Raw genomic sequence first — 25,327 nt, forward strand, 5'->3', positions numbered from 1 at the left:
TCTGTATGTAACAGCGGTACTACCTTCGATCTGGTTACTTCCAACCAGGTAGGTATTATCACTACATACACCATCAAACCGGCCGCTACCAAGCCAATGTCCGGCTTCCCGACCCAAACCGGTGCATGGACAGGCGTAGGTACTATTAAAGTCACCTACCCTGCTGGTACTGCTGCGGGTACTTATAACTTCATCCTCACTGTACAGGATGGTACCAATGCGGGTTGTACCAAAGATGTTCCGTTCTCCGTGAAAATCGAGCAGCCGTCTACACCAGCTACCGACATCTCCATCAACGCAGCTGAAATTTGCGACAAAGGCGATGTAGTACTGACCATCAACGGCGGTAGCCTCGGTACCGATGAAAACGGCGCCACCAACGCATCCTGGAAATGGTATACCGGTGGTTGCCCAGGAACACCGGGCAGCACAGCGGTTACGCCAGACGCTATCAGTGCCGACGGCAGAACTGCTACCTTTAAAAATGTATCCGCTACCACTACCTGGTATGTACGCGCTGAAGGCACCGGTGCTTGTGATCACACCTCCTGCACATCGGTGAAAGTAACCGTGTACGAGAAACCAGCGGAAGCGAATGCCGGAGAAGACAAATCCTTCTGTAACATTAAAACAGATCTCAAGCTGGAAGGTAATGATCCGAAAGCTGCCGGCGCCACCGGTAAATGGACGACCAACAACCCGAAAGCCATCATCCGTAATCCTGACCAACCAGGCTCTAATGTGTACCTGCCGGTAGGTGAAACAGCTACCTTTACCTGGACTATCACCAACGGCATGTGTGCCGTTACCAGCGACGAGGTAGTACTGACCAACTACGAAACACCGGATGTGGCCAATGCAGGTCCGGACCAGGAACATTGCGATGATGAAAACTTCACCCTGGAAGGCAATGCACCTAAACAATTCGGTGCTGCCAGTCAATGGACTGCCTCTACTACTACCGGCGTAACTATCGACAAACCGGGTGACGCCAATACCAAAGTGACCGTGAAAGCCGGTACCACCGTGACCTTCACCTGGACTATCACCAACGGAACCTGTGATGCTACTTCAGACAATGTGGTGATTACCAACTACGCTACCGCTGCTGACGCGAATGCAGGTCCTGACCAACAGGCTTGTAATCAGCTGGAAGACTTCATCATGAAGGCTAACGCTCCAAGCGTTCCAACAGCAACCGGCGAATGGAAAGACATCAGCCGCATCCCGGGAAGAGCTACCATCAAACAGCCTACCAACCCGCTCACAGCCGTAACAGTGCCTGTAGGCGACACCGTAGTGCTGCAATGGACGATCACCAATGGCGTATGTAAGGCTACTTCCAGCAGAATCACTATTATCAACTACAAAACGGCTGCTATTGCCAACGCAGGTGCTGACCAGGAAAGATGTGCCAGCGATGCAGACTTCGTAATGGACGCTAACCAGCCTGGTTCTTCCAGTGCCACCGGTACCTGGACAGACATCAGCCGTATCCCTGGCAGAGCAACCATTTATGAGCCTAACAACCCGGCTACCAAAGTGAAAGTGCCAATAGGCGATACCGTTATACTCAAATGGACCATCACCAATGGCGAATGTGCCAGCACCTCCAGCCAGGTAATACTGATCAACTACGCGAAAGCACTCGCTGCCAACGCCGGTCCTGATCAGGAAGCATGTAACCAGCTGACAGACTTTACCATGGCAGCTGATGCTCCAAGTGTTGCCAGCGCAACAGGCTTCTGGTCTATTATCAAAGGCAATGCACTCATCAAACCGATCAACAGCCCGACTGCAAAAGTGCAGATAAATCCAGGCGATACCGTAACGCTGCGCTGGACCATCACCAACGGTGTATGTAGCTCCACCTTCGACGACGTAACCCTGATCAACTACCTGACACCGGTAGCTGCCAATGCAGGCCCTGACCAGGAACATTGTGACAACGCGGTCTTCACCATGGACGCCAGCGATCCGGGTGTACCAGGCGCGAAAGGCGTATGGGTGGTAACCAGCAGCAATGCAGACCTGATCAGGATCAGCAGCGCTACCAATCCGAAAGCTACGGTTACCGTACCTGCCGGTGAAACAGCACAACTGACATGGGTGGTAAGCAATGGCAAATGCCCGGCTACCAGCTCCAGCGTCACCCTGATCAACCGCAAACCAATACTGGGTAACAGCATCGTGGCTGACCAGACTGTATGTACCACCGAAATGCCTGCGGCGATCCACGGTAACGTACTTTCCGGTGGCAATGGTACCTACACCTATGTATGGCAGCAAAGCACCGCCGGTGCAGCCGGTCCGTTCACCAACATTCCGGGTGCTACCACCGATACCTACCAACCGGGTCTGCAAAGCGCAGATATCTGGTACAGAAGACTGGTTACTTCCGGTGCATGTATCAATAACATCAGCAACGTGGTGAAAATCACCGTAGTCACCAAAGCACCGTTCGTAGTGTCTCAACCTTCAGACATCACAACAGAATGCGTACAGGGTATGGATTACACCACCCTCTTTGGTAAACCGGTATTCAGCCACGCACCATATGACGACGTGTCCCTGAATGTGACATTCAACGACGTGACCACGGTACATTCACCCTGTCTCACAACGATCACCCGTACATGGACTGCTGTGGACAGATGCGGACTACCTGCCATCGCCTCTCAGACCATCACGGTACAGGATACCAAAGCACCGGTGTTCCTCACCCCTGCTCCGGCCAACATCACCGTTGACTGTGATAAGGTTCCTGCTAAAGTAGACCTGACGGCGAAAGACAACTGCGCCGGCAACATCATCATACCGGCAGTAGAAGTACGCAAAGACATCCCAGGCGCCTGCGGTAACAACTACCAGCTGATCCGCACCTGGACTGCCAAAGATGCCTGCAACACCGGCGTCACCCTGACACAAATCATTACTGTGAAAGACATGACCGCTCCAGTGTTCACCATGCAGCCACCAGCCGATGCTACTGTAGATTGCGATAAAGTACCGGCCGGTATCAACCTGACCGCTACCGATAACTGTACTCCGGGCGTCATCAACGTTACCTCCAGAGACTCTATCGTTCGCAAACCAACTGACTGCGCCAGCAACTACATCATCTTCCGCAAATGGACTGCGCTGGATGAATGCGGTAACGGTAACACTGTACAACAGATCATCCGCGTACAGGATACCACCAGACCAGTATTCTCCATGCCTGCTCCGAAAGACACCGTGGTAGATTGTGATAAAGTACCGGCATGGCCTGTGATCACCGCTAACGACAACTGTTCCGGTGCCGTTCAGGTAACCACCAGCTCCAAAATCCAGAAAATTCCGGGAGCATGCGCGGGTAACTACCTGGAAATCCGCACCTGGTCAGCCATCGACAATTGCGGTAATAAGGCTACCATGCAACAGACGATCCACGTACAGGATACCACTAAACCGGTATTCACCGTACGGCCTCCGAAAGACACCACGGTTAACTGTGACGCCATCCCGGCTCCGGCTACCAACGTGTCCGCAACGGATAACTGCAGCGCTACCGGCAACGGTCTGACCATCACCCGTCAAACCGTTACCCAGGCTATCCCGGGTGCTTGCGGCAACAACTACCGCATCATCAGAACCTGGATCGCCAAAGATGCCTGTGGCAACGCCGACACACTGAGACAGATCGTAACCGTACAGGATACTACCAGACCTGTGATCATGCCTGCTCCGGCAGATGTGACCGTATACTGTCAGGACCCTATCCCGGCGCCGGTGACCTTAACCGCCACCGATAACTGTGATCCTTCCTTCCCGAAAAAAGCGACCTATAGTGAAGATCCATTTGTGAAAGACATCTGTAACGGCTATACGATCGTGAGAAGATGGAGCGTCACAGACGCTTGTGGCAACAAAGCCAACGATGTGATCCAACGCATCATTATCAAACCTTGTCCGAAACCGCAGCTCGCTGCTACCTTGCCGGCCAACTGCTCCGATAACCCGAGAGTAGCCCTGCAACCGGTAGGCAACGTAAACCTGCCTTCCTTTACCCTGGTAGCGGTTACACCTGCCAACGCGGTAACCGGCCTGCCGTTAACACAACGCAGCAACCAGTTCAACCTGAACGGTGCTACTTCCGCTTCCTTCATCATGACCGATGGTAAAACAGGTTGCTCTTCCGATACCATGACGTACCAACTGAACTACATTCAGAAACCGGTAGTCAACCTCGGCAAAGACACCACCATCTGCGGCGGCAACAGTCTTGTACTCGATGCAGGCGCTTCCAACTTCGCTTACACCATTAAATGGTCTACCGGAGAAAGCACCCAACGGATCAAAATCACCAAAGCAGGTACCTACTGGGTAAGCGTTAGCAACGGTCAGTGTATCACCAGCGATACCATTAAAGTGGGCCTCATCCCCACCCCGCTGGTAAGCATTCCGGATACTACTATCTGCCGTGGTCAATCCGTGAAACTGGATGCCTACGTAGACGGCGCTACCTACCTGTGGAGCACCGGTGCAACTACCGCTTCTATCCTCGTCAGCACACAGGAACAATTCTGGGTGAAAGTGATGAAGAGCGCTTGTATCACCATCGATACCGTAAAAGTAAGCGTGAATCCGCCACCGGATATTACGCTCAGCCGCGACACAGCGATCTGCCCTGACCAGTCCATCATGCTCACCGTTAATTCCAACGGCGGCCGCATCAAATGGCAGACAGGTGAAACCAGCAACTCCATCGTCGTGAATAAACCAGGCGGCTATTGGGTAGCGGTAAGCAGAGACAACTGCGTGGTAAGAGATACCGTAAACGTAAGAATGAAACCGGGTATTACAGTAGACCTCGGCCCGGATAGGAACATCTGCCCTGACGGCACCGTTACCTTCGATGGTACCAACCCGGATGCAGTGACCTACCTCTGGAACGACGGCGATACCAACCCGATCAAACAGGTAAGCCGCGCCGGTAAATACAAACTGGCCGTGATGGACAGATTCTGTCAACGTGTATACCTCGACAGCGTAAACGTCAACATCACCGGTGTACCGAAAATCAACCTGGGCAATGACACGGTACTGTGTATAGGCGAAACCCTGACACTCCGTGCAGAAGGCGGCGGTATCACCAGCGTACGCTGGGATAACGGCAGCACTTCGCCCACCCTGCAGGTCACCAATGGTGGCACGTATACAGTAACCGTGTTCAATGATTGCGGCAGCGCAACAGACGACATCCGGGTTAACTTTATACAGTGCGAACCGAAACCTCAGTTCCCGAATGCGTTCTCACCGAACGGCGACGGACGGAACGATGTGTTCAGACCAATCGTACGCGGACCAATGTTCGACTACGAACTGCGGATCTTCAACCGCTGGGGCGAACTGATCTTCATCTCCTCCGATAGTCACAAAGGATGGGACGGTAAATTCAAGGGTTCTCCGGTTGATATCGGCACCTATGTATGGTGGCTCACCTACAAGAAAGTAGCCGGCGGCGCTTCCAATGTTATCAAAGGCGAAGTGACCGTGGTTAGATAAATGTGATAACCGAATATTTCCTGTTGCAGAAAGCATAAGGCCTCCGGGCTTTATGCTTTCTGCTTTTACAGCCCTTTCGTTTCTTATAATCTTTCCCTATCATTGTTGTTTAATTATTGTAAGATGATGTTTAAGTATTGTGTTAGTGTGTTGTTGTTGACAGCATGCAGTGTGCTGCCGGGAAAAGCGCAGTATACCGGAAACCTGGACCTGATACCCCGCCCGGCGCAGATCACAGCTGGCGCCGGATTTTTTCACCTCAATGGCAACGCGCTCGTTTTTCCGGGGAAAAATTTTCCCCAGGCCGCACGGCTGTTAAAAGAAATGGGCGATTTTCCTGCCTCCGGGAAAAACCGCTCCACCATTATCTTTAAACAATCCAATGCGGCTGCTGTGCCGCATCCTGACGGATACCGCCTGCAGATCACGCCGGCAGCGGTAACGATTGAAGCCCGCAGCAATGCCGGCGCTATCAATGCCGCCCTCGCACTGGTGCAACTAAGCTGGCTACAGCCCGACCGTTCCCTGCTGCCCTGCGCTGCTATCAGCGATCAACCCCGCTTTGGGTACCGCGGCGTACACCTCGATGTGTCCCGCAACTTTTTCCCGACGGCCTACATCAAACGGTTCATCGACCTGATGGCCCTGTATCGCATGAATACCTTCCACTGGCATCTCACTGACGGCGCCGGCTGGAGACTGGAAATAAAAAAATATCCGGAACTTACCCGGCAGGCCGCCTGGCGCACTACCGCCAACTGGAAAGAATGGTGGAAAGGCGGACGCCGTTACTCCCATGAAGGAGATCCGAACGCCTACGGCGGTTATTATACCCAGGAAGAAGCCAAAACAATTGTGGCCTATGCCGCCGCCAGAGGCATCACAGTAATACCTGAAATTGAAATGCCCGGCCACTCCGAAGAAGTACTGGCCATGTATCCTTCGTTGTCCTGCTCCGGCATTCCTTATGAGAATTCCGAATTTTGCCTGGGTAATGACACTACTTTTCATTTTCTGGAAAATGTACTGGATGAAGTGATGGCCATCTTCCCTTCAAAATACATCCATATCGGCGGTGATGAAGCCTCTACCAAAGCATGGAAACAATGTCCGAAATGCCAGCAGCGTATCCGTACGGAACACCTGAAAGATGAAAAGGAACTGCAGAGTTATGCCATCCGCCGTATGGAAAAATTCCTGATCTCCCGCCACCGCAAACTGCTGGGATGGGACGAAATACTGGAAGGTGGTCTCGCGCCGGAAGCTACAGTGATGTCCTGGCGGGGAGAAAGCGGCGGCATCGCCGCAGCCAAAGCAGGCCACGATGTAGTAATGACACCTGGTACCTACTGTTATTTCGACGCCTACCAGGCCGACCCGGTCACACAACCTGAAGCCATCGGCGGATACCTGCCACTGGAAAAGGTGTACAGCTACGAGCCCATACCCCGGGAACTGGACAGCACAGCCGCTAAACATGTACTGGGCGCACAAGCCAATATCTGGACAGAATATATTCCTAATTCCTATCACCTGGAATACATGACCTACCCCAGGCTAATAGCTTTATCTGAAGTAGTGTGGTCTGATACCTGGCATAAAAAATGGGAAGATTTCCACCAGCGGATACAATCCCACTATCGCTTACTGCAACGGCTAAACGTAAATTACTACCGCCCTTCCTACGCGGTCAACATCCACCCGGAAATTGATATACAACAACATCAGGCGGCCATTACCTTCAGTTCCGAACAGTATCATCCACAGATCCGGTACACGCTGGACGGCTCCGCTCCTACACCGCAATCAGCCTTATACAACGGCCGTTTTACGGTAAAAGGTTCTGCGGTTGTTACCGCCGCCATTTTCCAGGACACTGTACGGAAAGGTAAACCGGCGGTATTAGCGATAGACGATCACATCGCACTGGGAAAAAAAGTCATCTACAACAGACCCTATAACGGGAAGTATGCAGCACAGCAGGAAGCCACCCTGGTAAATGGTTACCGCGGATCGCTGACTTATGGTGACGGCCAGTGGCAAGGATTTCTGGGAGATATGGACGTAACGGTAGACCTGGAAAAAGTGACGCCGTTGCATAGCCTGTCTGTTAATTTTATGCAGCTGACAGGACCAGGTGTATACATACCAGCCTGGGTAGAAATTCAATTATCTGACGATGGAACCAATTTCCGTACAGTCAAACAAATCAATAATGATGTGCCGGTAAGCCTGTCCACACTGGCTTTCAAGGAATTCAAATTTGAGCTGGGGCAACAATCCGCGCGTTATGTACGGGTTCATGCCAAAAATGAACAACGTGGATTTATGTTCACAGACGAGATCATCATCTACTAATCATATTTAATAAAAAATCCCCGCAAAGACATCTTTGCGGGGATTTTTTATTGAATATGATTAACGGCCAGCGCGTATCAGACGGCTACGTTCATAGTCCACCATTCCATTAAATCCATGTGCCGGCTTCTGTGACAGGTCCACCTTCATCAGGTTGCTATTCAGTTCAGGCGCGGCTATCCGGGCAGAAGTATTATAGTTGCCGGTAGTGAGGTAATTGACGATCTTCTTCAGGTTCTCGTCGTTTTGGGTATCTCCCCAGGAGGCATCAATGAAATCGCTGGCAGCGGCATCTACAGGGATACCTGTATAATAACCGCCTTCTCCTTTGGCATTTTTTGTTTCAAAGTTAATGGCGTATAAATCTGCCAGGTACACCTGTTTATGACTTGGATCAAAAACAGAGATATTAAAATCAATGAAGCCTACCGGTTTACCATACGTTCTTGAGCCGACCAGTTGCACCGGCATATACGGTTTCAGGCTGTTCAGCGTCAATTCGCTGGCAGAGGCCGTACTGCCGGAAGTAATGAAGAACACATTATCCAGTTTCAGCTTGCCGGTAGTGGTGGCAAAATTGGTGGTAGTCGTCAGCTTCACATCTGAAATGTGCGCCATCAGTTTATCGTTGTAGAGGGTGGTATACATTACCTGGCCTACAGCTGCCGATGGCGCGATGGCATTGCACAGGTATTGTGTAGTGGCTACAGCGCCTCCTCCATTATAACGGAAATCCACAATCAGGTTGTTGATACCTTGCGAGGCGAATTTGCTGAACAGCTGGTCCAGTACCGTTTTGGTGTAAGTATCCTGTCCGTTGCTGTTGATCACACTGGAGAAAGTATACATGGAAAAATATCCTACTTTCTTTTGGATATGATTAACATCTGTAACAATAAACGTGGTATCAAAAACCACCGGGTTGATATTATAGGTGGCGGTAGTCAGCGTTTTGGTAACCGTAGCAGCGCTGCTGGTACTGGGTTTGAGGCCCAGTGTCACCGAAGGGCTGTTAAAGACAGCACTGTACAGCGACTGCAGAAAGGATTGGGTAAAGCTAAAATTACTGTTGCCGTTGACGGAGACGATCTCCCATCCGCGGGCAATACCTGCCTGGCCTGCAGGGCTGTTCTTATCTACATACACCACAAAGATGTGTAGCTTTTGCTCGTTATCCCTCGCGAACAGGTAATCAAAACCGAAATCCCCGCTATTGGTAGCGGCTACTGCCTGTGAAGAGATACCGTTCATCAGTTTATTGGTCAATACCCCGTTGCGGTCCAGGAAACTGTAGTGGTCAAATGGCTGAGTAGTAGCAGGATTGATAGCATACGTTTTCATGGCGGACAGTAAGCTGTCAGCATTCGCGTATTTGCTATCCAGGGGATTGAGTGCCGGCACCTGGGAATACCAGTAATAGGTCGGCAGTCCCAGGGCCGCGTTTCGTCCGCCGTCGGCATAGGTGACTTGCATAATCTGGTACATCAGGTACTTCAGGGAATCTTCATAAGCCGATGCAGGCTTGGCGGCGATGGTATCACCCTTGGGCGGATTGTCCGGCGACGTTTTATTGTCTTTGCGGCAAGCGGTCCATAAAAGTACACTGGCGATTCCGGTGAGAATCACCCTGGCTCCTGAGGTAAACAGATTCGTATGCATAATAACGGTTAAGACGATGTGTAATATCAGGGATGTGCCGCCAGCGTTTGTTTCGTCCAGAATTCACTGGAGAAAAACAATACCATGTTCGCGCGGGTTTCTTCGTCAGGCATGGCGGGAGCTCCCCCATCTTTACTGGCTTTGGCCTGCTTCTCCCTCAACGCTTTCTCAAATTCCCGGCGTTCGGTAGCACTCACAGAGTTTACTCTAAAACGATAAGCGACCGGTTTATCGTATCCGGCAGGAATACCGGCTAAAGCCAGGGGTACCGCCATCTCACAAACCAGGTTGCCCGCTGCATCAAAAGCCGCCGAGGTACGGATACCGTAGGAGTTGTTAGCCGGAATGTTACCGTCTGTTACACCGGTAAGGCCTTCCACCTTGATTTCCTTTACATTGGCCAGAGCCTGCCTTTTCCATTCATCCGCCAGTTTCTGACGGGACTCCTTCGGTACATCCGGCGCTCCCATAATTTCCCCTACCAGCGGGAAAGTGATCATGGCGCCGCCTTTCTTTTTACCGGTAGCATTAATGGAAACACTCAGTCCGGAACGAAGAATACGCCGTTGGCTGGCCTGATCTGGCGAGCTAACGATCATAAACAGGGTATCCTTATTATTGGCGATCGTATAAAAAAGTTTGGTATCGTTGTTATAAAACTGCAGTGGTTTAGGCCATTCTGTTGCCTGCCCGTCAATGCTGATATGTTCCGGCGCCCATTTGTTGGGTTCGCTGTCCTGCGCGTTTACATTTACCTGCCCTAGCAGGGCCGTCATTAAAACTACCCCTGCTATGCGTACGTTGATACTGTTCATGCGTTTATTTTGATTGCTGTTTACGCTTGCAAGGATAACAAACAAATCTGAAACAATTTACATTTTGATTTTGGGATTTACGAATTTATGAATTTATGAATTTCGGGGATGAAGGATGAAGGAAACAAAGTTTGAGATTTACGAATTTACGGATTTTGGGATTGGTTATTTGTGAGCGGTTTCACAACCGAAACCATAAATAATCCAAATTTTATCTCCTCCATCCTTCATCCCCAAAATTCATAAATTCATAAATTCGTAAATCCCAAAATCAATACAGCAGTCTTGTTTTAATCGTGTGTTTCACATCCTTCAACAATGCCAGGGCTTCCTGGGAAAGCTGACGGTCGATATCCAATACCACATAACCGATCTGGTCGTTGGTCTTAAGATACTGACCCAGGATATTGATTTTATTTTCAGATAATGCGGTATTGATGGCTGACAGTACGCCTGGTACGTTCTGGTGAACATGCAGGATACGGTGGGTATTTTCAATAGGCGGTACGCTGATAGCGGGCACCGTATGGGAACCGAAGCTGGCGCCTTTCTCCAGGTAGTTGAGCAGTTTGGCGCTCACGTCCAGGCCGATATTATGCTGTGCCTCTTCCGTGCTGCCACCAATATGCGGCGTCAGGATGACGTTGGACAATTTCTGCAGCGGTGTGCTGAAAGCAGCGCCGTTTTTTTCCGGTTCTACCGGGAACACGTCTACCGCAGCACCGGACAGCTGGCCGCTTTCCAGGGATTCTTTCAGCGCCTCCAGGTCTACCACTTCTCCTCTTGCATAGTTCAGGAAGATCGCTCCTTTTTTCACGTAAGATAAGGTCTCCCGGTTGATCATCATTTCAGTGGTTTTATTGGAAGGCACGTGCAGAGAGATGATATCTGCCTGTTCAAACAGCTCTTTCAGGGTTCTTTGTTGTACGGCGTTACCCAGCGGCAGCTTGGTTTCTGCATCGTAGTACATCACGTTCATACCCATATTCTCTGCCAGTACGCTTACCTGGCTACCGATGTTACCGTAGCCGACAATGCCCAGGGTCTTGCCTCTCAGCTCATAGCTGCCTTTGGCTTCCTTCATCCAGATGCCGTTATGGGCAGCGGCATTTTTATCAACGATCCGGCGGATCAGCACTATAGACAGCCCAATCACCAGTTCCGCTACCGAGCGGGTGTTGGAGTAAGGCGCGTTAAAAACAGCTACCCCGTGTTCAGTCGCCGCTTTAAGGTCAACCTGGTTGGTACCGATACAAAAACAACCAATCGCCTGCAGTTTTTTGGCCGCCTCCAGTACAGGGCGGGTCACTTGTGTTTTGGAACGGATACCTAATAAATGAACATCCTTGATTTCGTTGATCAGATCAGCTTCACTCAGCGCTCCCGCGAGCTTACGCACCGAGTACCCAGCGGCCGTAAATTCAGCCACTGCTGCATCGCTAATATTCTCCAACAATAAAATGCTGATCTTTTCCTTCGGATAACTTGTAGACTTTGCCTGTTCCATAATATTATAAAGAATTATATGTCAATTTTATATGCGCAATTGGCTTAATAATTGCGGTTACGCGGGTCAAACAAGGCACAAACCTACTTTATGTTAGGGAATAATCAAATACCGTGGTAATCAAATTCGATTTTTATCAAAAAAACAGGTTTCTACCCCTGCTTTTTTTGATGTTTTATCAATCATCGGGCTTAAAAATGTATTAAAAGCGGGTTGGATGCCTGGTAATATTTGGTATACATTGACAATGAGTATAATTTTAGCGCCTTGTTATTTATAGAGAGAACAGCATTTAAGTAAGTCAGTGAATCACCTCTAATGAAGCGATTGAAAGCAGTAAGCATCATCTTATCTATCACGGGAATTGCCATCATCACCAGCTGTCAGAGCAATGCAGCACGTAAGGAAGCAAACAGACGAAAAGCCATATCAGACAGTACCCTGTATACGCTTAACCTCACGGAAACGCAGCGGGAAGCCATCCTCAAGGCGCCACGCACCGTACAGCTACAGCGGGAACTGAATGCATTTTACACCGGGAAACTATTACGCAGCGGCTTCAATGGCGCTATCCTGGTGGCTAAAAAAGGCGTCATCATTTTTGAACAGTATCATGGTTTGGAGAACTACCGGACTAAAACAGCAGTGGTCGACAGTTCCGCATTTCAGCTGGCCTCTGTCTCCAAAACCTTTACCGGCGCGGCAGTGCTGTGGCTGGCAGAAAAACAGAAACTTAACCTGGAAGACTCGCTGCAGAAGTTCTTCCCTGAATTCCCCTACAAAGGCATCAATGTACGCATGCTGCTAAACCATCGCAGCGGTCTGCCCAACTATCTGTATTTCTGCGACAGTCTCTGGAAAGACCGGGCTGCCTTCATCACCAACAATGAAGTGATCCGCCTGATGGAACAACACCAGCCGCGTATCCAGCACCTGCCTGATACACATTTCCAGTATTGCAATACAAACTATCTCCTGCTGGCTTCTATTATTGAAAAAGTCACCGGGCAGAAATATGCCGACTTTATGCAACAGACCTTCTTTAAACCGCTGCATATGGTCAACACCTTTGTATATGATCCGGCTTCTGCACCAAGGCCACATCAGACACAGAGCCACAAGTTCAATGGTCAGGCTGAACCAGACACCTACTTCGATGGTGTAATGGGCGACAAAGGCATCTATAGCACCGCCCGCGATATGCTCAAGTGGGACCAGGCTTTGTATTCCGGTCAACTGCTGGATTCTGCCACCCTCAAAGCGGCCTATACGCCATATAGCCATGAGAAGCCCGGCGTACGCAACTATGGCCTGGGATGGCGCCTCATGGTGTATCCCGACAGCACTAAAAACATCATCTATCACAATGGCTGGTGGCATGGCAACAACACGGTATTTTACCGCTTTGTACAGGATACCACTACGCTTATTATCCTCGGGAATAAATACAATCGTGGTATTTACCAGGCCGTGAAACCTATCCGCGAAATGTTGGGCCATGGCGATAATGAAGAAGCCGGTGATGAATAAAAAAGTTATATTCATCTGCATAAAAACAAAAGCGCGAAGGAGATCCCTTCGCGCTTTTGTTTTTATGCAGATGCTATCATCCGTGTTTACGGTTAGGCAATACATTATCCCTTGTCCAGGTGATTTCTCCCGTGAAAGGATGTTTCCGTACGGGGCAGGCTTCCTTCAGGCAGTAGTGGCAACAGGAAGGAATACAGGGATCCATATGGATAAAAAATTCTACTTCTCCCCCTTCAAACTCTTTGTTAACAAGCACTTCCACCTTTTTCATTTCATCGTGCGCTTCTGTTAGTGACAGGTAATAGGGCATCGTGATATGGCAATCGATGTGGTAGTTATTGCCATATTGCTGTACGCGCATATTATGGATATCGATCCAGTTCTGTACCCGATGACTGAAAAGGATCGCAATCACCTTGTCCACTATCTGCATATCCGTTTCATCCATGAGGCCGGAGATAGAGCGGCGCATCAGCTGATAACCTTTGGTGAGGATCAGGATACTCATGAGTACGGAAACAGCGGGGTCCAGCCAGTTCCAGCCGGTAAAATGAATAACGGCAAGCGCAATGATCAGGCCTACGCTGCTGTATACGTCGGTCATGATATGCTGTCCGTTACCACTCAACGTAATAGACCCCAGCGTGCGGCCGGAGCGGATGAGATATAAGCCCAGCAATAGATTAGCTACGGTAGTGGAACCGAGTAACCACATGCCGCTGCTCATTTCGTGCAACTCTTTGGGGGAGATAAAATACTGTACTGCTTTAAAGAGAATGAGGATACCGGCGAAAAAGATCATGGCGCCTTCAAATCCGATAGAGAAGAATTCTACTTTGCCGTGTCCATACGGATGGTTGGCATCCTTGGGTTTACCGGAAAGATAGATGCTGTAACTGGCAAAACCGCCAGCTACCACGTTGATGATAGACTCCATGGCGTCAGAAAGGATAGCCACCGAGTGGGTCAGATAGAAGGCCACGAACTTGGCCACGGTCAAAATAAAACTAACGACCAGCGACACCAGGATGACGCGTAATTCTCTTCTTAGCAAGTAGATCAGATTGTATGGGTGTGAAAGTACAAAGGTAAGGTTATTCCATTATCTCCCCTACTGCGGTGACGGCGAAAATTAATATTCCGGTAACACCTACCCGGCAAAATTGTACGATATTAATAGACAGAAGAATCGACCCTAACGTAAACCTATAAACGAAATGGATACTAGAGAAATCCGGGCCAATGCAGTTGTAGACGAACTTTTTGGTTTGTACGAGCAACATGGCCATCATGCCTATGGAGAACAGGTAACCATGTTGATGCACATGATGCAATCCGCCCTCATAGCCGAACAGACCGGTTTCGACGATGAGATGATACTGGCAGCCTTCCTGCACGACATCGGCCACTTCTTTGAAGGCGGCGGACAGATGGACATCTACGGCGCCAAAGCGCACGATACCATCGGTTACCGCTACCTTATTTCCTGCGGCTTTCCCGCCAGGATGGGGCAACTCGTGGCCAGTCACGTTGCCGCCAAAAGATACCTCACCTGGACCGACAGCGCCTACTATGATACCCTCTCCGAAGCCAGCAAGGAAACATTAGCCTACCAGGGTGGTCCGATGACAGCCGCCGAAGCCAAAATATTCCGCGCCGATCCGTTGTTTGAACAATACATCCAACTGCGCATCTGGGACGATATGGGCAAAGATCCCGATATGCCGGTACAGCAAGCCGACCTGGAAAGAATGCGCGCACGCATGCTCCGCTACCTGATGTTCTATGGACAACTGGGAGATTAATTTTATATTGCTGCAGTATGGAATTAAGAAAAGAAATACTGTCGGCGCACAGCAAGGAACATTCCCTGTATATAGCGCATTGGATAGGCGACGACGCTACCCGTTTCCGGGAGCTGATGCAGCTTTTCCTGGAAGATGAATACCGGGTGGTACAACGAAGTGCCTGGATCATCAGTCTGGTGGGGCAACAACATCCGGAGTTGCTGCCCCCTCACCTGCCTGCCATGGTGGCCCGTATGGAAACCGTCGGGCTTCCGTCCGCGGTAAAACGGAATGTGCTGCGGGTGATGCAGGAAATGACATTACCACCGGAACTGCATGGTCCGGTGATGAATGCCTGTTTCCAGTACCTGGAAGATCCTAAGGAGATGATTGCCATCAAGGCTTTCTCTATGACGGTATTGTCCAACCTGGCCCTGTCTTATCCGGATATCAAAAATGAGATCCGGGTGTTGCTGGAAGACCTGCTCGAGCATGATCCGTCGCCGGGTATCCGTTCACGGGCAATAAAGGTGCTGAAAGCCATCAGTCCTGCAGCCACAACAAAAAAGCGGCACAGCAGGTAGTGTTACCTGCCGGGCCGCTGTATGAGTTGAAATCAATTAAGCCTTTTCTTCCGGTTTGCTTTCAGCAACACGAGGTTCTTTCGGTTCTTTCGGCTCTCTTGGTTCTCTTGGCTCTTTTGGTTCCTTTTCTTTTTTCTTGGCTGCCTTAGGAGCGAAGATGGCGATCATGCGTTTACCTTCCATGGTAGGCATGCTTTCCAGGCCACCTACTTCTGCCAGCCTTTCAGCGAACTTCAGCAGGATGAGCTCTCCACGCTCTTTAAACATGATAGCACGACCTTTAAACTGCACATAGGTTTTCACCTTGTTACCGTCTTTCAGGAAGCTTTCCGCATGTTTGGCTTTGAAGTCAAAGTCATGATCGTCGGTGTTAGGCGTAAAGCGGATTTCTTTCACTTCGCTTTTGTGCGCCTTCGCCTTCATTTCCTTTTCCTTCTTTTTCTTCTCGTAAAGGAATTTATTGTAGTCGATGATACGGCATACAGGAGGGGCGGCGTTAGGGGAAATTTCCACGAGGTCGAGGCCTTGTTCCTCAGCCATACGCAGGGCGTCTTCTGTTTTGTAAACGCCTACTTCCACATTTTCACCTACCAGTCTGACCTCAGGGACACGGATCATTCTGTTGGTCCGGTGTTCTTGTTGTTGTTCCCTGCGGAAATTCGGGTTTCTGCCCCGGTTATTACCGCCAAAATTTGGTCTGGGTCTTTGTTGCATTAAAAAAATTAAGATTTATTAATTATTGTTCATAGTCCATGGTCCATATCCCACGCATGGACCAAAAACAACTTATACAAAAATAAGGGGAAAAATCCGTGCAATTAACATACCTGATTTCCGGAATGTTCATTGTTTTATATACTTCTTTTCCACATTTCAGTATGTTACTCTATGGGCTTGCGATTGATCACCTCTTCGTTTACCAGTGCGGTAAACTGTTCCATCGTCATGGTTCCGAGGTCACCTTTAGCTTGCCGGCGAACAGCCACGATATTGTCTGTCGCTTCTTTTTCGCCGAGTACCAGCATGTATGGCACTTTAGCGAGTTCTGTATCGCGGATTTTCTTACCGATTTTTTCACTCCGGTCGTCAATCTCAGCGCGAATTTCCGCTTTTTTCAGCAAATCTGCCACTTTTTCTGCGTAGGCCTGGGTTTTCTCGCTGATAGGCAGGATTTTCACCTGTGTAGGCGCCAGCCACAGCGGGAATTTACCCGCGCAGTGTTCGATCAGTACGGCGATGAACCTTTCCAGGGAGCCAAACGGTGCACGGTGGATCATTACCGGGCGGTGACGCATATTGTCAGCCCCGATATATTCCAGTTCAAAACGTTCCGGCAGGTTGTAGTCCACCTGTATGGTACCCAGCTGCCATTTACGGCCGAGGGCATCTTTCACCATGAAGTCCAGCTTAGGACCGTAGAAGGCAGCTTCCCCGTATTCGATCACGGTGTTCAGGCCTTTTTCGGCGGCAGACTCGATGATGGCTTGTTCAGCCAGGTTCCAGTTCTCTTCGGTACCGATGTACTTACTGCGGTCTTCCTTGTCACGCAGGGAAATCTGGGCAGTATATTCGGTAAAGCTGAGACTGTTGAACACGTACATCACCAGGTCGATCACTTTCTGGAATTCTTCCTTCACCTGGTCGGGACGGCAGAATAAATGCGCATCGTCCTGGGTAAATCCTCTTACACGGGTGAGGCCATGCAGTTCACCATGCTGCTCGTAGCGGTATACGGTACCGAATTCGGCGAAACGTACCGGCAGGTCCTTGTAGGACTTCGGTGAGCCTTTATACAGTTCACAGTGGTGAGGGCAGTTCATTGGTTTGAGCATGAACTCCTCTCCTTCTTCCGGCGTATGGATAGGCTGGAAGCTGTCTTTACCATATTTTTCGTAGTGACCGGAAGTCACGTACAGATTTTTGTTACCGATATGCGGTGTGACTACCGGCAGGTAGCCGCTTGCCAGCTGGGCTTCCTGGAGGAAACGTTGCAGGCGTTCGCGCAGCATGGCGCCTTTGGGCAGCCACATCGGCAGGCCCAGGCCCACTTTCTCAGAGAACATAAACAGTTCCAGTTCCTTGCCCAGTTTGCGGTGGTCGCGTTTTTTCGCTTCCTCGATCAGGGTCAGGTATTCGTCCAGTTCTTTCTGATTCGGGAACGTGATACCGTAGATGCGGGTGAGCATCTTGTTTTTCTCGTTACCCCGCCAGTAAGCGCCGGCGATGCTGGTCAACTTAATGGATTTGATAAAGCCGGTGTTGGGAATATGCGGGCCACGGCACAGATCTGTAAAACCGCCCTGGGTGTAGAAGGTGATGCTTCCATCGGGCAGTTCGTTGATCGTTTCCACCTTGTAGGGATCGCCTTTTTCCGTGAAATACGCCAGTGCATCGGCTTTGCTGATGTCTTTACGAACATATTCGCTGTTCTTTTTGGACAGCTCTACCATCTTGGTTTCGATCGCTTTCAGATCTTCTTCGGAGATGGTGCGGTCGCCCAGGTCGATATCGTAGTAAAAACCGTTTTCAATAGAGGGACCGTAACCCAGTTTCACACCGGGATACAGGGCTTCCAGGGCTTCGGCCATCAGGTGCGCGGAAGAGTGCCACATGGTGGATTTACCATCGGCATCCGTCCACGTCAGGAGCTGCAACGTAGCATCCGTTGTAACCGGGCGTGTAGCGTCCACTACCTGCCCATTAACTTTTGCAGCCAATACTTTACGTGCCAATCCTTCGCTGATGGACTTGGCAATGTCCAATGCAGTTACTCCTGATTCATACTGACGAACTGCGCCATCCGGAAAAGTGATATTTATCATACGTTTTACTGTTAGCGTCATACTTTTTCATATGCGCTATATTTCCTTTATAAAATGTTTGCGAAGTTAAGAAATAGTTTGTTAGCTTTTTGCTTAGTCCGCCAGCGAAATCAAAGGAATTTTAAAAATAGTGTTTCGCACGGCGGTGGGGTATCAGTCCGGAAAGTCAACAAAGCCTACAAATATAATGAATTTTGTCCGCTTTACAAAGCTGTTGATCCGCCAATTCTCCAAAAGTTGACAAAATCGTTATTGCAGATGGAGGGTTGGTGAGAATTGGCGGATCAATTGACGACCTTGCCCCTGCCGAAATAGTAACGCCTTAATTATCGCTACCCTGGCTGATTACAGCTTCATTTCCATCTCGCTGAAAAGACGTTCCCTCCCCTGTTTTTCATCCCCGAAAAAAGAATTTTTAAAAAATGTTGTGCAAAAAATTGGGTAACAAAAGTGTGTGGGATAATTTTGTCATGTCATTTAAAAATATTCATTTCGTGCAAAAAACAAATAAAATATGAGCTATATTTCAAAACCTACACGTAAACCTTTATTGGCGGATCACCATCGTATACATCGTATTCTCACAGATGAATTGAAAATGAATCCTTCCACTGTCAGGGAATTGGTATTGGAGATGGACAATGTTCTAAACGACCGACTGGAGGCTTTAATAGAATACAGTGATTCTACTCAACAGAACAATGATCAACTCAAAGACAAGGTTGACAGGATTTATCAAGAAGTTTTCGGGATCTATGGAGGAATAACCTGGCGTATCGTTTTCTGGATGACTACTATTGGTACTCCTGTATTCTTAATGCTGCTCGCTTTGCTGGATAAACGTTAAGCCATTTGTCACCATAAAATACACTCACTATGATTGCAAACAACATTAAAATCTACGACATTTTCAGAAAAGATCTTCATCTTGAAGATGAAAAGGCCCGAGAGCTGGTTTCAGAAATGGATGATTCATTCAACAATTACCAGGTCACCAATTTTGCCACTAAGCTGCAAGTGCAGGAGCTTTCCGGCAGAATGGATCAGATAATTATCAATCAACACTCGATGAAAGGTGAGCTAACGGAAGTAAAAACTGAAATGAGAGACTTCAGGAACGAGATTAATACGAAGCTCGACGGGTTCAAGAACGAGGTCAATACGAAGCTCGATGGGTTCAAGAGCGAAGTCAATACGAAGCTCGATGGGTTCAAGAGCGAGGTTGATACAAAGCTCAATGGGTTCAATAACAACCAGGACGGATTCAAAGGTAAACTTGATGAATTCAAGGATAAAATGAATGAAGGCCAGGTTGGGCTGGCTAATTTTCAAACAGCCATAGCGATCCAAATGAAAAATGACTTTGAAAAAATTTACTCAAAAATGAATAGGATCGGAATTTTGCAATATGTAGCGATTACAGGCACACTAGTAGGTATCATAGCAAGCTTAATTAAACTTTTTAAATAACCCTCAAAACTTAAAATTATACGTCACCGAAGGTATAATCGGAAACAACGACACCTGCTTCGCCGTGACTTTCAGCGACCCGTCAACAGCGCTGCCTTCCTGATCAAAGTAGATAAAATAGGGATTTTTCCGGCTGTATACATTATAGATCGAAAAAGCCCAGCTGCTCCGGAACCGTTTGTTCTCTCTCTTAGGTTTCGGCGTGTAGATAGCGGACAGGTCCAGCCGGTTGTACGGCGCCATACGATATGAATTGATCTTACCATATCCTTGCACCAATGCCCCTTCCATGAAATAAAATTGTTCCGGCATCGTGGTAGTATTACCGGTGCCAAAGATAAAAACTCCCGAAAGGGTCCACCGTTTGCTTAATTCATATGTACCCACTGCTACAAGGTCATGCCGCCGGTCGTATTTGGCCGGAAAACGTTTACCATCGTTCAATTGCGGAAACTGCCGCCAGGTCCAGGCCAGTGTATAACCCAGCCAGCCCGTGAGCACCCCTTTCTTTTTACGGATGAAGAGTTCCAATCCATAAGCCTGCCCTTTACCAAATACAAAATCCTGTTCCGGATCGGTCAACGACGGCGTATAACCTTCGCGGTATTCTATCTGGTGGTACATCTCCTTATAATATACTTCTGCGGAGGCTTCGTAGGTGTTGTTCTTAAAGTTGCGGAAATAGCCGGCGGAATATTGCCAGGATTCCTGTGGCCTTACCTTGTAGGTACTCGGCACCCAAACGTCCGTAGGCAGCGTGGTAGCGGCGTTGGACACCAGGTGAATGAACTGGTAATTGCGCGTCAGCGAGGCTTTGACGGCATTGTCGTTATTCCAGGAGTACCGGAGAATGAACCGGGGCTCCAAACCACCGTAACTGGTAACAGGGCGCCAGCGGGCATAACGGACACTATCGATCTTCTGGCCCGCATCGTCGCGGATATAACGGGTGTAGGGACCTATTTGCATAAAACCACTGAAACGCACACCGGCATTGAGTTGCAGGTGGGGTGATATTTCCCAGTCGTCCATCAGATAAACGCCCACTTCATGCGCGTATTTTTTATACGCATTTTCCGGCGGCGCAAATTTGGTGGAATCCTGGCCACCACTGACAGTACTGGGTGTAAAAACATGGTAGATATAATTACCTCCAAACTTAATATGGTGGCGTGGACTGGCATAATAATCAAAATCCAGTTTAGCATTGCCATCGCTGATACCGGACGACAGACGGAGATTAAAATTATTTTGTAATACGCCAAACTGGAACTTATAATCATTATAGATCAGTGACAGGTTGGCAAACAGTTTACTGTTAAATACGTGGTTCCAGCGTAAAGTGGCCGTAGTATTACCCCAGGGGATCTTCACCATAAACTTCCGGTTATTGCTGGAAAAACTGAACACATCCCGGCCCAGGTATCCGCTGAGATACAGCCGGTCCTTGTCGGACAGGATATAATTTACTTTCATGTTCAGATCGTAGAAGTAATACCCGGTGCCTTTGTATTCAGAGTTATTGATAACCGGTTTGGCGAGCAGGTCCACGTAGGTACGCCTGCCGGAGATAATATAAGAGGCCTTGTCTTTTTTAATAGGTCCCTGCAGGGAAAGCCGGGAAGCGATGAGCCCTATCCCTCCCTCGCCCTGAAAGGTTTTGTTGTTGCCTTCCTTCATGCCCACATCCACCACGGAAGACAGGCGTCCGCCGTAGTTAGCCGGCATCCCGCCTTTAATCAGCGTGGTATTTTTGATGGCGTCCGCATTAAACACAGAGAAGAAACCGAACAGGTGACCGGTGTTGTATACCGGTGCTTCATCCAGCAGGATGAGGTTCTGGTCAGGCCCGCCACCACGTACATAGAAGCCGGCATTTCCCTCTCCGGCAGCCTGTACGCCGGGCATGAGCTGCAAGGCTTTCAGTATGTCCGTCTCCCCCATGAGCGCCGGCAGTTTTTTCACTTCCTGGGCAGCCATTTCCACGCGGCCCATATCGGTGCTTTTTACGTTGGCATGTTGTTGCTGGGCCGTTACCACGACTTCCTTTGCCTGGTAGGAACGCGGCAACATATCCATATAACGTATAGTGTTACCTGTTAGATGCAGTTCTACGGATTTGCTTTCGTAACCTATAAAAGAAAAAACGATGGTGTAGGTACCCGGAGACAGCGAGAGAGAATAAAAGCCGTAATTATTGGTGTGGATGCCCGTGGTAGTACCCTGTATATGAACACTGGCGCCGGTAAGGGTTTCACCGTTGGTACTGTCCCGCACATAGCCACTGACGGTATAATGCTGCGCCTGTACAGACACGCATATCAGGATCATCAGGAAAGTAACGACATAACGGACGATTTGCATATTACTGTCTATTGTACCGGCAACAGACAGTAATTTACAAATAATAACTACTTACTGATAACTTAAGGTGTCTTTTGTTTCTCCACAATGCAACATTTTGTTACCGAAGTAGGGATTCAGTATCTCCGGTTTGTCGCTCAGCCAATAGGCGCCTTTATCATCAAAAGCCATGGGGCAATATTGATGGTAAACAGTTTTTCCTTTGAGACCGGTATTTTTTACCAGATCAAATAACATATCGGAAACCATCTGGAAAGAAGAGCGTTTGCCTTCCAGGTCCTTCTCCCCTTCAAAACCTGCCAGTTCAGCGCTGATACTGCCGGTGGTGCCGGTGATAATGCTGAGATGACTGCTGTCCATTTGTAAAGTATTCACCGGAAGGCTGTCCATATGCCCTTTCAGAGAAGCTGCCGCTGTATTGGCTGCTGCACTGTCCGCCTTTACCAGCGCGTCTGACAGCTGATAGTAAGCCTGCATGACTACCTGCAGGGAATCGTAATACACCTGGTTATAGGGCGCCTGTAAGGCGGCTACAGGAGCAGCAGCCGGTTCTTCGGCTGATTTGTTGGCCGGCGACTGGCAACCAAACAGGGCGAATGCCATACATAATGTTCCTACGGGAACGCCTAATCTAAAGTTCATGCGCGTATGTTTTCTTCGTTCGCAAAAGTAGTAATAATCCGAAACCCTGCTAAAAACGTTAAAATTCTAATCTACATTAAAAGATGATAATTTCTAAAACATTATTTATCAACGTTTAACACATATAAAATATACAAAAACATAGGGAGTATTAAAATGACGGCAATTCTGGTTACCTTTGCACGTTTTTATCCAATTTTTGAACTATTTATGTTAATCGCATTACAGGACATTACTTTTGAGTTTGGATCCAGGGTTATCCTGGAAAATTCTTCCTGGCATATTGAGCCGGGAGATCGCGTAGGCCTTATCGGACTGAATGGAACAGGCAAGTCTACCCTGCTGCGTATTATCAACGGCGAATATTCCGTTTCCAAAGGAAGCGTTAATAAAAGCAAGAACCTGACCATCGGGTTCTTCAACCAGGACCTGCTCAGCTTTGAAACAGACGACTCTATCCTCAGCGTGGGGATGACCGCCTTTGGCAAAGCCCTGGAACTGGAAAAAGAAATAGAAAGACTCACCAAAGAGCTGGAACACGACCAGACAGAAGAACTGTTGCACCAGTTCAGCGACGCCCTTCATGAATTTGAGGCGCTGGATGGCTACAACATGAAACATAAAACAGCGCAGGTACTGGAAGGCCTCGGTTTTACCACTGCCGACCTGGAACGCCCCTATAGCCAGTTTTCCGGTGGATGGCGTATGCGCGTACTCCTGGCCCGTCTCATCCTGCAGCAGCCGGACGTGCTCATGCTCGATGAACCGACGAACCACCTCGACCTCCCGTCCATCGAATGGCTGGAACGTTACCTGATAGGTTATAACGGCGCTGTGATCATCGTATCGCACGACCGTTATTTCCTGGACCGTATGGTCAACAAAATCGTGGAAGTATACCAGCAGGAGCTGCACCACTATGCCGGCTCCTACGCCGATTACGAAGTGGAAAAAGAACTGCGCCGCGAAATGCAGCAACGTGCCTACGAAAACCAGCAGGACTATATCCGTCAGCAGGAACGATTTATCGAACGTTTTAAGGCGAAAGCCTCTAAAGCCGCCCAGGCACAAAGTATCGCCAAAAGACTCGACAAACTGGAACGGGTAGAACAGGTAGATAATGGTCCTTCTAAAATCAAGATCAACTTCACCATCGATAAAACACCGGGCAAAATCCTGTGTACGCTGAATAATATCAGCAAAGCCTATGGCGCTAACCAAATCCTGAAAAATACCAGCGCTGAAATTAACCGCGGCGATAAAATCGCCCTGATCGGCGCCAACGGTAAGGGTAAATCTACCCTCCTGCGTATTATCTTCGGGATGGAGTCCATGGAAGGCGAAAGAGTGCCGGGCCATAACGTGGTGACCAGCTTCTACGCCCAGCACCAGCTGGAATCCCTGGACCTGAACAGCGAAATACTGGATGAACTGAAAAACTTCGGTTCCGGCCGTACAGAACTGGAACTGCGCCAGCTGCTCGGCTGCTTCCTGTTCACCGGTGACGACGTATTTAAAAAAATCCGTATCCTCTCCGGTGGTGAAAAAGCCAGGGTGGCATTGGCTAAAACCATCATCAGTCAGGCCAACTTCCTCATGCTCGATGAACCGACGAACCACCTGGACATGAACTCTGTACAGATGCTCATCGATGCGCTCGACAAATACGAAGGCAGCCTGGTACTCGTATCGCACGACCGTTATTTTGTGAGCCAGACCGCCAATAAAATCTGGGAAATCGTAGACGGCGAAATCAAAGAGTTTAAAGGCACCTATGCCGAATACGAGGAGTGGAAAAAACGCATGGCCGCCCAACAGGCCCCTGCAAGCGTGAAAGCCGCCAGCGATAATAAAAAAGAAAACAAACAGGCCGCCGGCTCCAACACCACTGCCGCGGCTGCCAGCAAAGGCGCCATCAATAAAGAAGTACAACGCGAACTGCAAAAACAACAAAAACAGTTCTCACAGGTAGAAGGTCAACTGGCCAGCCTTAAAGAACGCAAAGCGAACCTGGAAGCCAGCTTAGGCGATCCAGGCATCTATAATGACCGAACTAAATTTGCCCAGGTAGAAAGCGAATACCAGGATGTATTGAAATACCTCGACCGAGCTAACGAACAATACGAACAGCTTTTCGAGAAAATCATGCAGCTGGAAGCCAACCTGGTAACCAATTAGGAATTACGCATTACGAATGACGAATTGAGCGTATCGTGGGGTACCCCAATTCGTCATTCGTAAT

Annotated in this window: 16 protein-coding genes; 8 read left to right on the forward strand and 8 right to left on the reverse strand. The window is 49.0% G+C overall.

Annotated features, from left to right (window positions below):
• Both ICL07_RS00005 and ICL07_RS00010 read left to right on the forward strand, forming a co-directional pair.
• A partial coding sequence (locus ICL07_RS00005; protein WP_188085908.1) for a T9SS type B sorting domain-containing protein occupies positions 1-5,547 on the forward strand: 5,547 nt, incomplete at its 5' end.
• 123 nt (positions 5,548-5,670) lie between these two features.
• Positions 5,671-7,905, forward strand: a complete 2,235-nt coding sequence (locus ICL07_RS00010) for a glycoside hydrolase family 20 protein (protein ID WP_223151706.1) — start codon at positions 5,671-5,673, stop codon at positions 7,903-7,905.
• A 60-nt stretch (positions 7,906-7,965) separates the two neighbouring features.
• Here ICL07_RS00010 and ICL07_RS00015 read toward each other — a convergent pair whose 3' ends face one another.
• The 3 genes from ICL07_RS00015 to serA all read right to left on the reverse strand — a co-directional run bounded on the left by ICL07_RS00015 (position 7,966) and on the right by serA (position 11,886).
• Positions 7,966-9,564, reverse strand: coding sequence for a S41 family peptidase (locus ICL07_RS00015; protein WP_188085909.1), 1,599 nt, complete (start codon positions 9,562-9,564; stop codon positions 7,966-7,968).
• Between the two features lie 26 nt (positions 9,565-9,590).
• Positions 9,591-10,379 (reverse strand): hypothetical protein, encoded by a 789-nt coding sequence (locus ICL07_RS00020; protein ID WP_188085910.1) that lies wholly within the window; start codon positions 10,377-10,379, stop codon positions 9,591-9,593.
• 271 nt (positions 10,380-10,650) lie between these two features.
• On the reverse strand, positions 10,651-11,886 hold the full coding sequence (gene serA, locus ICL07_RS00025; protein ID WP_188085911.1) for a phosphoglycerate dehydrogenase: 1,236 nt from the start codon (positions 11,884-11,886) through the stop codon (positions 10,651-10,653).
• 318 nt (positions 11,887-12,204) lie between these two features.
• On the opposite strand from serA, the gene ICL07_RS00030 reads away from it, so the two are divergent.
• Positions 12,205-13,416 carry a serine hydrolase domain-containing protein gene (locus ICL07_RS00030; protein ID WP_246484948.1) on the forward strand — a complete coding sequence of 404 codons (1,212 nt, stop codon included), beginning with the start codon at positions 12,205-12,207 and terminating at the stop codon, positions 13,414-13,416.
• Positions 13,417-13,492: 76 nt separating this feature from the next.
• On the opposite strand, the gene ICL07_RS00035 is transcribed toward ICL07_RS00030, so the two are convergent.
• Positions 13,493-14,470 carry a cation diffusion facilitator family transporter gene (locus ICL07_RS00035; protein WP_188085912.1) on the reverse strand — a complete coding sequence of 326 codons (978 nt, stop codon included), beginning with the start codon at positions 14,468-14,470 and terminating at the stop codon, positions 13,493-13,495.
• Positions 14,471-14,633: 163 nt separating this feature from the next.
• On the opposite strand from ICL07_RS00035, the gene ICL07_RS00040 reads away from it, so the two are divergent.
• Both ICL07_RS00040 and ICL07_RS00045 read left to right on the forward strand, forming a co-directional pair.
• The gene (locus ICL07_RS00040; protein ID WP_188085913.1) at positions 14,634-15,221 is read left to right on the forward strand and encodes an HD domain-containing protein; all 588 of its coding nucleotides are present in this window, start codon (positions 14,634-14,636) and stop codon (positions 15,219-15,221) included.
• 17 nt (positions 15,222-15,238) lie between these two features.
• Complete coding sequence (locus ICL07_RS00045; protein ID WP_188085914.1) at positions 15,239-15,787, forward strand: hypothetical protein; 549 nt, start codon at positions 15,239-15,241, stop codon at positions 15,785-15,787.
• 36 nt (positions 15,788-15,823) lie between these two features.
• Here ICL07_RS00045 and infC read toward each other — a convergent pair whose 3' ends face one another.
• Together infC and thrS are read right to left on the reverse strand one after the other, a co-directional pair.
• Complete coding sequence (gene infC / locus ICL07_RS00050; RefSeq protein ID WP_188085915.1) at positions 15,824-16,501, reverse strand: translation initiation factor IF-3; 678 nt, start codon at positions 16,499-16,501, stop codon at positions 15,824-15,826.
• 167 nt (positions 16,502-16,668) lie between these two features.
• The gene (gene thrS, locus ICL07_RS00055; protein WP_188085916.1) at positions 16,669-18,609 is read right to left on the reverse strand and encodes a threonine--tRNA ligase; all 1,941 of its coding nucleotides are present in this window, start codon (positions 18,607-18,609) and stop codon (positions 16,669-16,671) included.
• Positions 18,610-19,123: 514 nt separating this feature from the next.
• Between thrS and ICL07_RS00060 the strand changes: the two genes are divergently transcribed.
• Positions 19,124-19,456, forward strand: a complete 333-nt coding sequence (locus ICL07_RS00060; RefSeq protein ID WP_188085917.1) for a hypothetical protein — start codon at positions 19,124-19,126, stop codon at positions 19,454-19,456.
• A 29-nt stretch (positions 19,457-19,485) separates the two neighbouring features.
• Positions 19,486-20,079, forward strand: coding sequence for a hypothetical protein (locus ICL07_RS00065; protein WP_188085918.1), 594 nt, complete (start codon positions 19,486-19,488; stop codon positions 20,077-20,079).
• 3 nt (positions 20,080-20,082) lie between these two features.
• On the opposite strand, the gene ICL07_RS00070 is transcribed toward ICL07_RS00065, so the two are convergent.
• Both ICL07_RS00070 and ICL07_RS00075 read right to left on the reverse strand, forming a co-directional pair.
• A complete protein-coding gene (locus tag ICL07_RS00070) occupies positions 20,083-22,443 on the reverse strand; it encodes a TonB-dependent receptor (protein ID WP_188085919.1) in 2,361 nt (786 codons plus the stop codon).
• Between the two features lie 51 nt (positions 22,444-22,494).
• Positions 22,495-23,085 carry a DUF3347 domain-containing protein gene (locus ICL07_RS00075; protein ID WP_188085920.1) on the reverse strand — a complete coding sequence of 197 codons (591 nt, stop codon included), beginning with the start codon at positions 23,083-23,085 and terminating at the stop codon, positions 22,495-22,497.
• A 210-nt stretch (positions 23,086-23,295) separates the two neighbouring features.
• Between ICL07_RS00075 and ICL07_RS00080 the strand changes: the two genes are divergently transcribed.
• Positions 23,296-25,263: an ABC-F family ATP-binding cassette domain-containing protein gene (locus ICL07_RS00080; RefSeq protein ID WP_188085921.1), complete on the forward strand. Its 1,968-nt coding sequence runs from the start codon at positions 23,296-23,298 to the stop codon at positions 25,261-25,263.
• Positions 25,264-25,327: the final 64 nt, after the last annotated feature.

Origin of the sequence: Chitinophaga qingshengii, assembly GCF_014529935.1 — a bacterium.
Taxonomy (GTDB): Bacteria; Bacteroidota; Bacteroidia; order Chitinophagales; family Chitinophagaceae; genus Chitinophaga; species Chitinophaga qingshengii.

Bases quoted from the DNA above. Each gene is read 5' to 3' on its own strand.
- ICL07_RS00010 (WP_223151706.1), top strand. From the start codon at position 5,671: ATGATGTTTAAGTATTGTGTTAGTGTGTTGTTGTTGACAGCATGCAGT.
- ICL07_RS00015 (WP_188085909.1), bottom strand. From the start codon at position 9,564: ATGCATACGAATCTGTTTACCTCAGGAGCCAGGGTGATTCTCACCGGA.
- ICL07_RS00020 (WP_188085910.1), bottom strand. From the start codon at position 10,379: ATGAACAGTATCAACGTACGCATAGCAGGGGTAGTTTTAATGACGGCC.
- serA (WP_188085911.1), bottom strand. From the start codon at position 11,886: ATGGAACAGGCAAAGTCTACAAGTTATCCGAAGGAAAAGATCAGCATT.
- ICL07_RS00030 (WP_246484948.1), top strand. From the start codon at position 12,205: ATGAAGCGATTGAAAGCAGTAAGCATCATCTTATCTATCACGGGAATT.
- ICL07_RS00040 (WP_188085913.1), top strand. From the start codon at position 14,634: ATGGATACTAGAGAAATCCGGGCCAATGCAGTTGTAGACGAACTTTTT.
- ICL07_RS00045 (WP_188085914.1), top strand. From the start codon at position 15,239: ATGGAATTAAGAAAAGAAATACTGTCGGCGCACAGCAAGGAACATTCC.
- infC (WP_188085915.1), bottom strand. From the start codon at position 16,501: ATGCAACAAAGACCCAGACCAAATTTTGGCGGTAATAACCGGGGCAGA.
- thrS (WP_188085916.1), bottom strand. From the start codon at position 18,609: ATGATAAATATCACTTTTCCGGATGGCGCAGTTCGTCAGTATGAATCA.
- ICL07_RS00060 (WP_188085917.1), top strand. From the start codon at position 19,124: ATGAGCTATATTTCAAAACCTACACGTAAACCTTTATTGGCGGATCAC.
- ICL07_RS00065 (WP_188085918.1), top strand. From the start codon at position 19,486: ATGATTGCAAACAACATTAAAATCTACGACATTTTCAGAAAAGATCTT.
- ICL07_RS00070 (WP_188085919.1), bottom strand. From the start codon at position 22,443: ATGCAAATCGTCCGTTATGTCGTTACTTTCCTGATGATCCTGATATGC.
- ICL07_RS00075 (WP_188085920.1), bottom strand. From the start codon at position 23,085: ATGAACTTTAGATTAGGCGTTCCCGTAGGAACATTATGTATGGCATTC.
- ICL07_RS00080 (WP_188085921.1), top strand. From the start codon at position 23,296: ATGTTAATCGCATTACAGGACATTACTTTTGAGTTTGGATCCAGGGTT.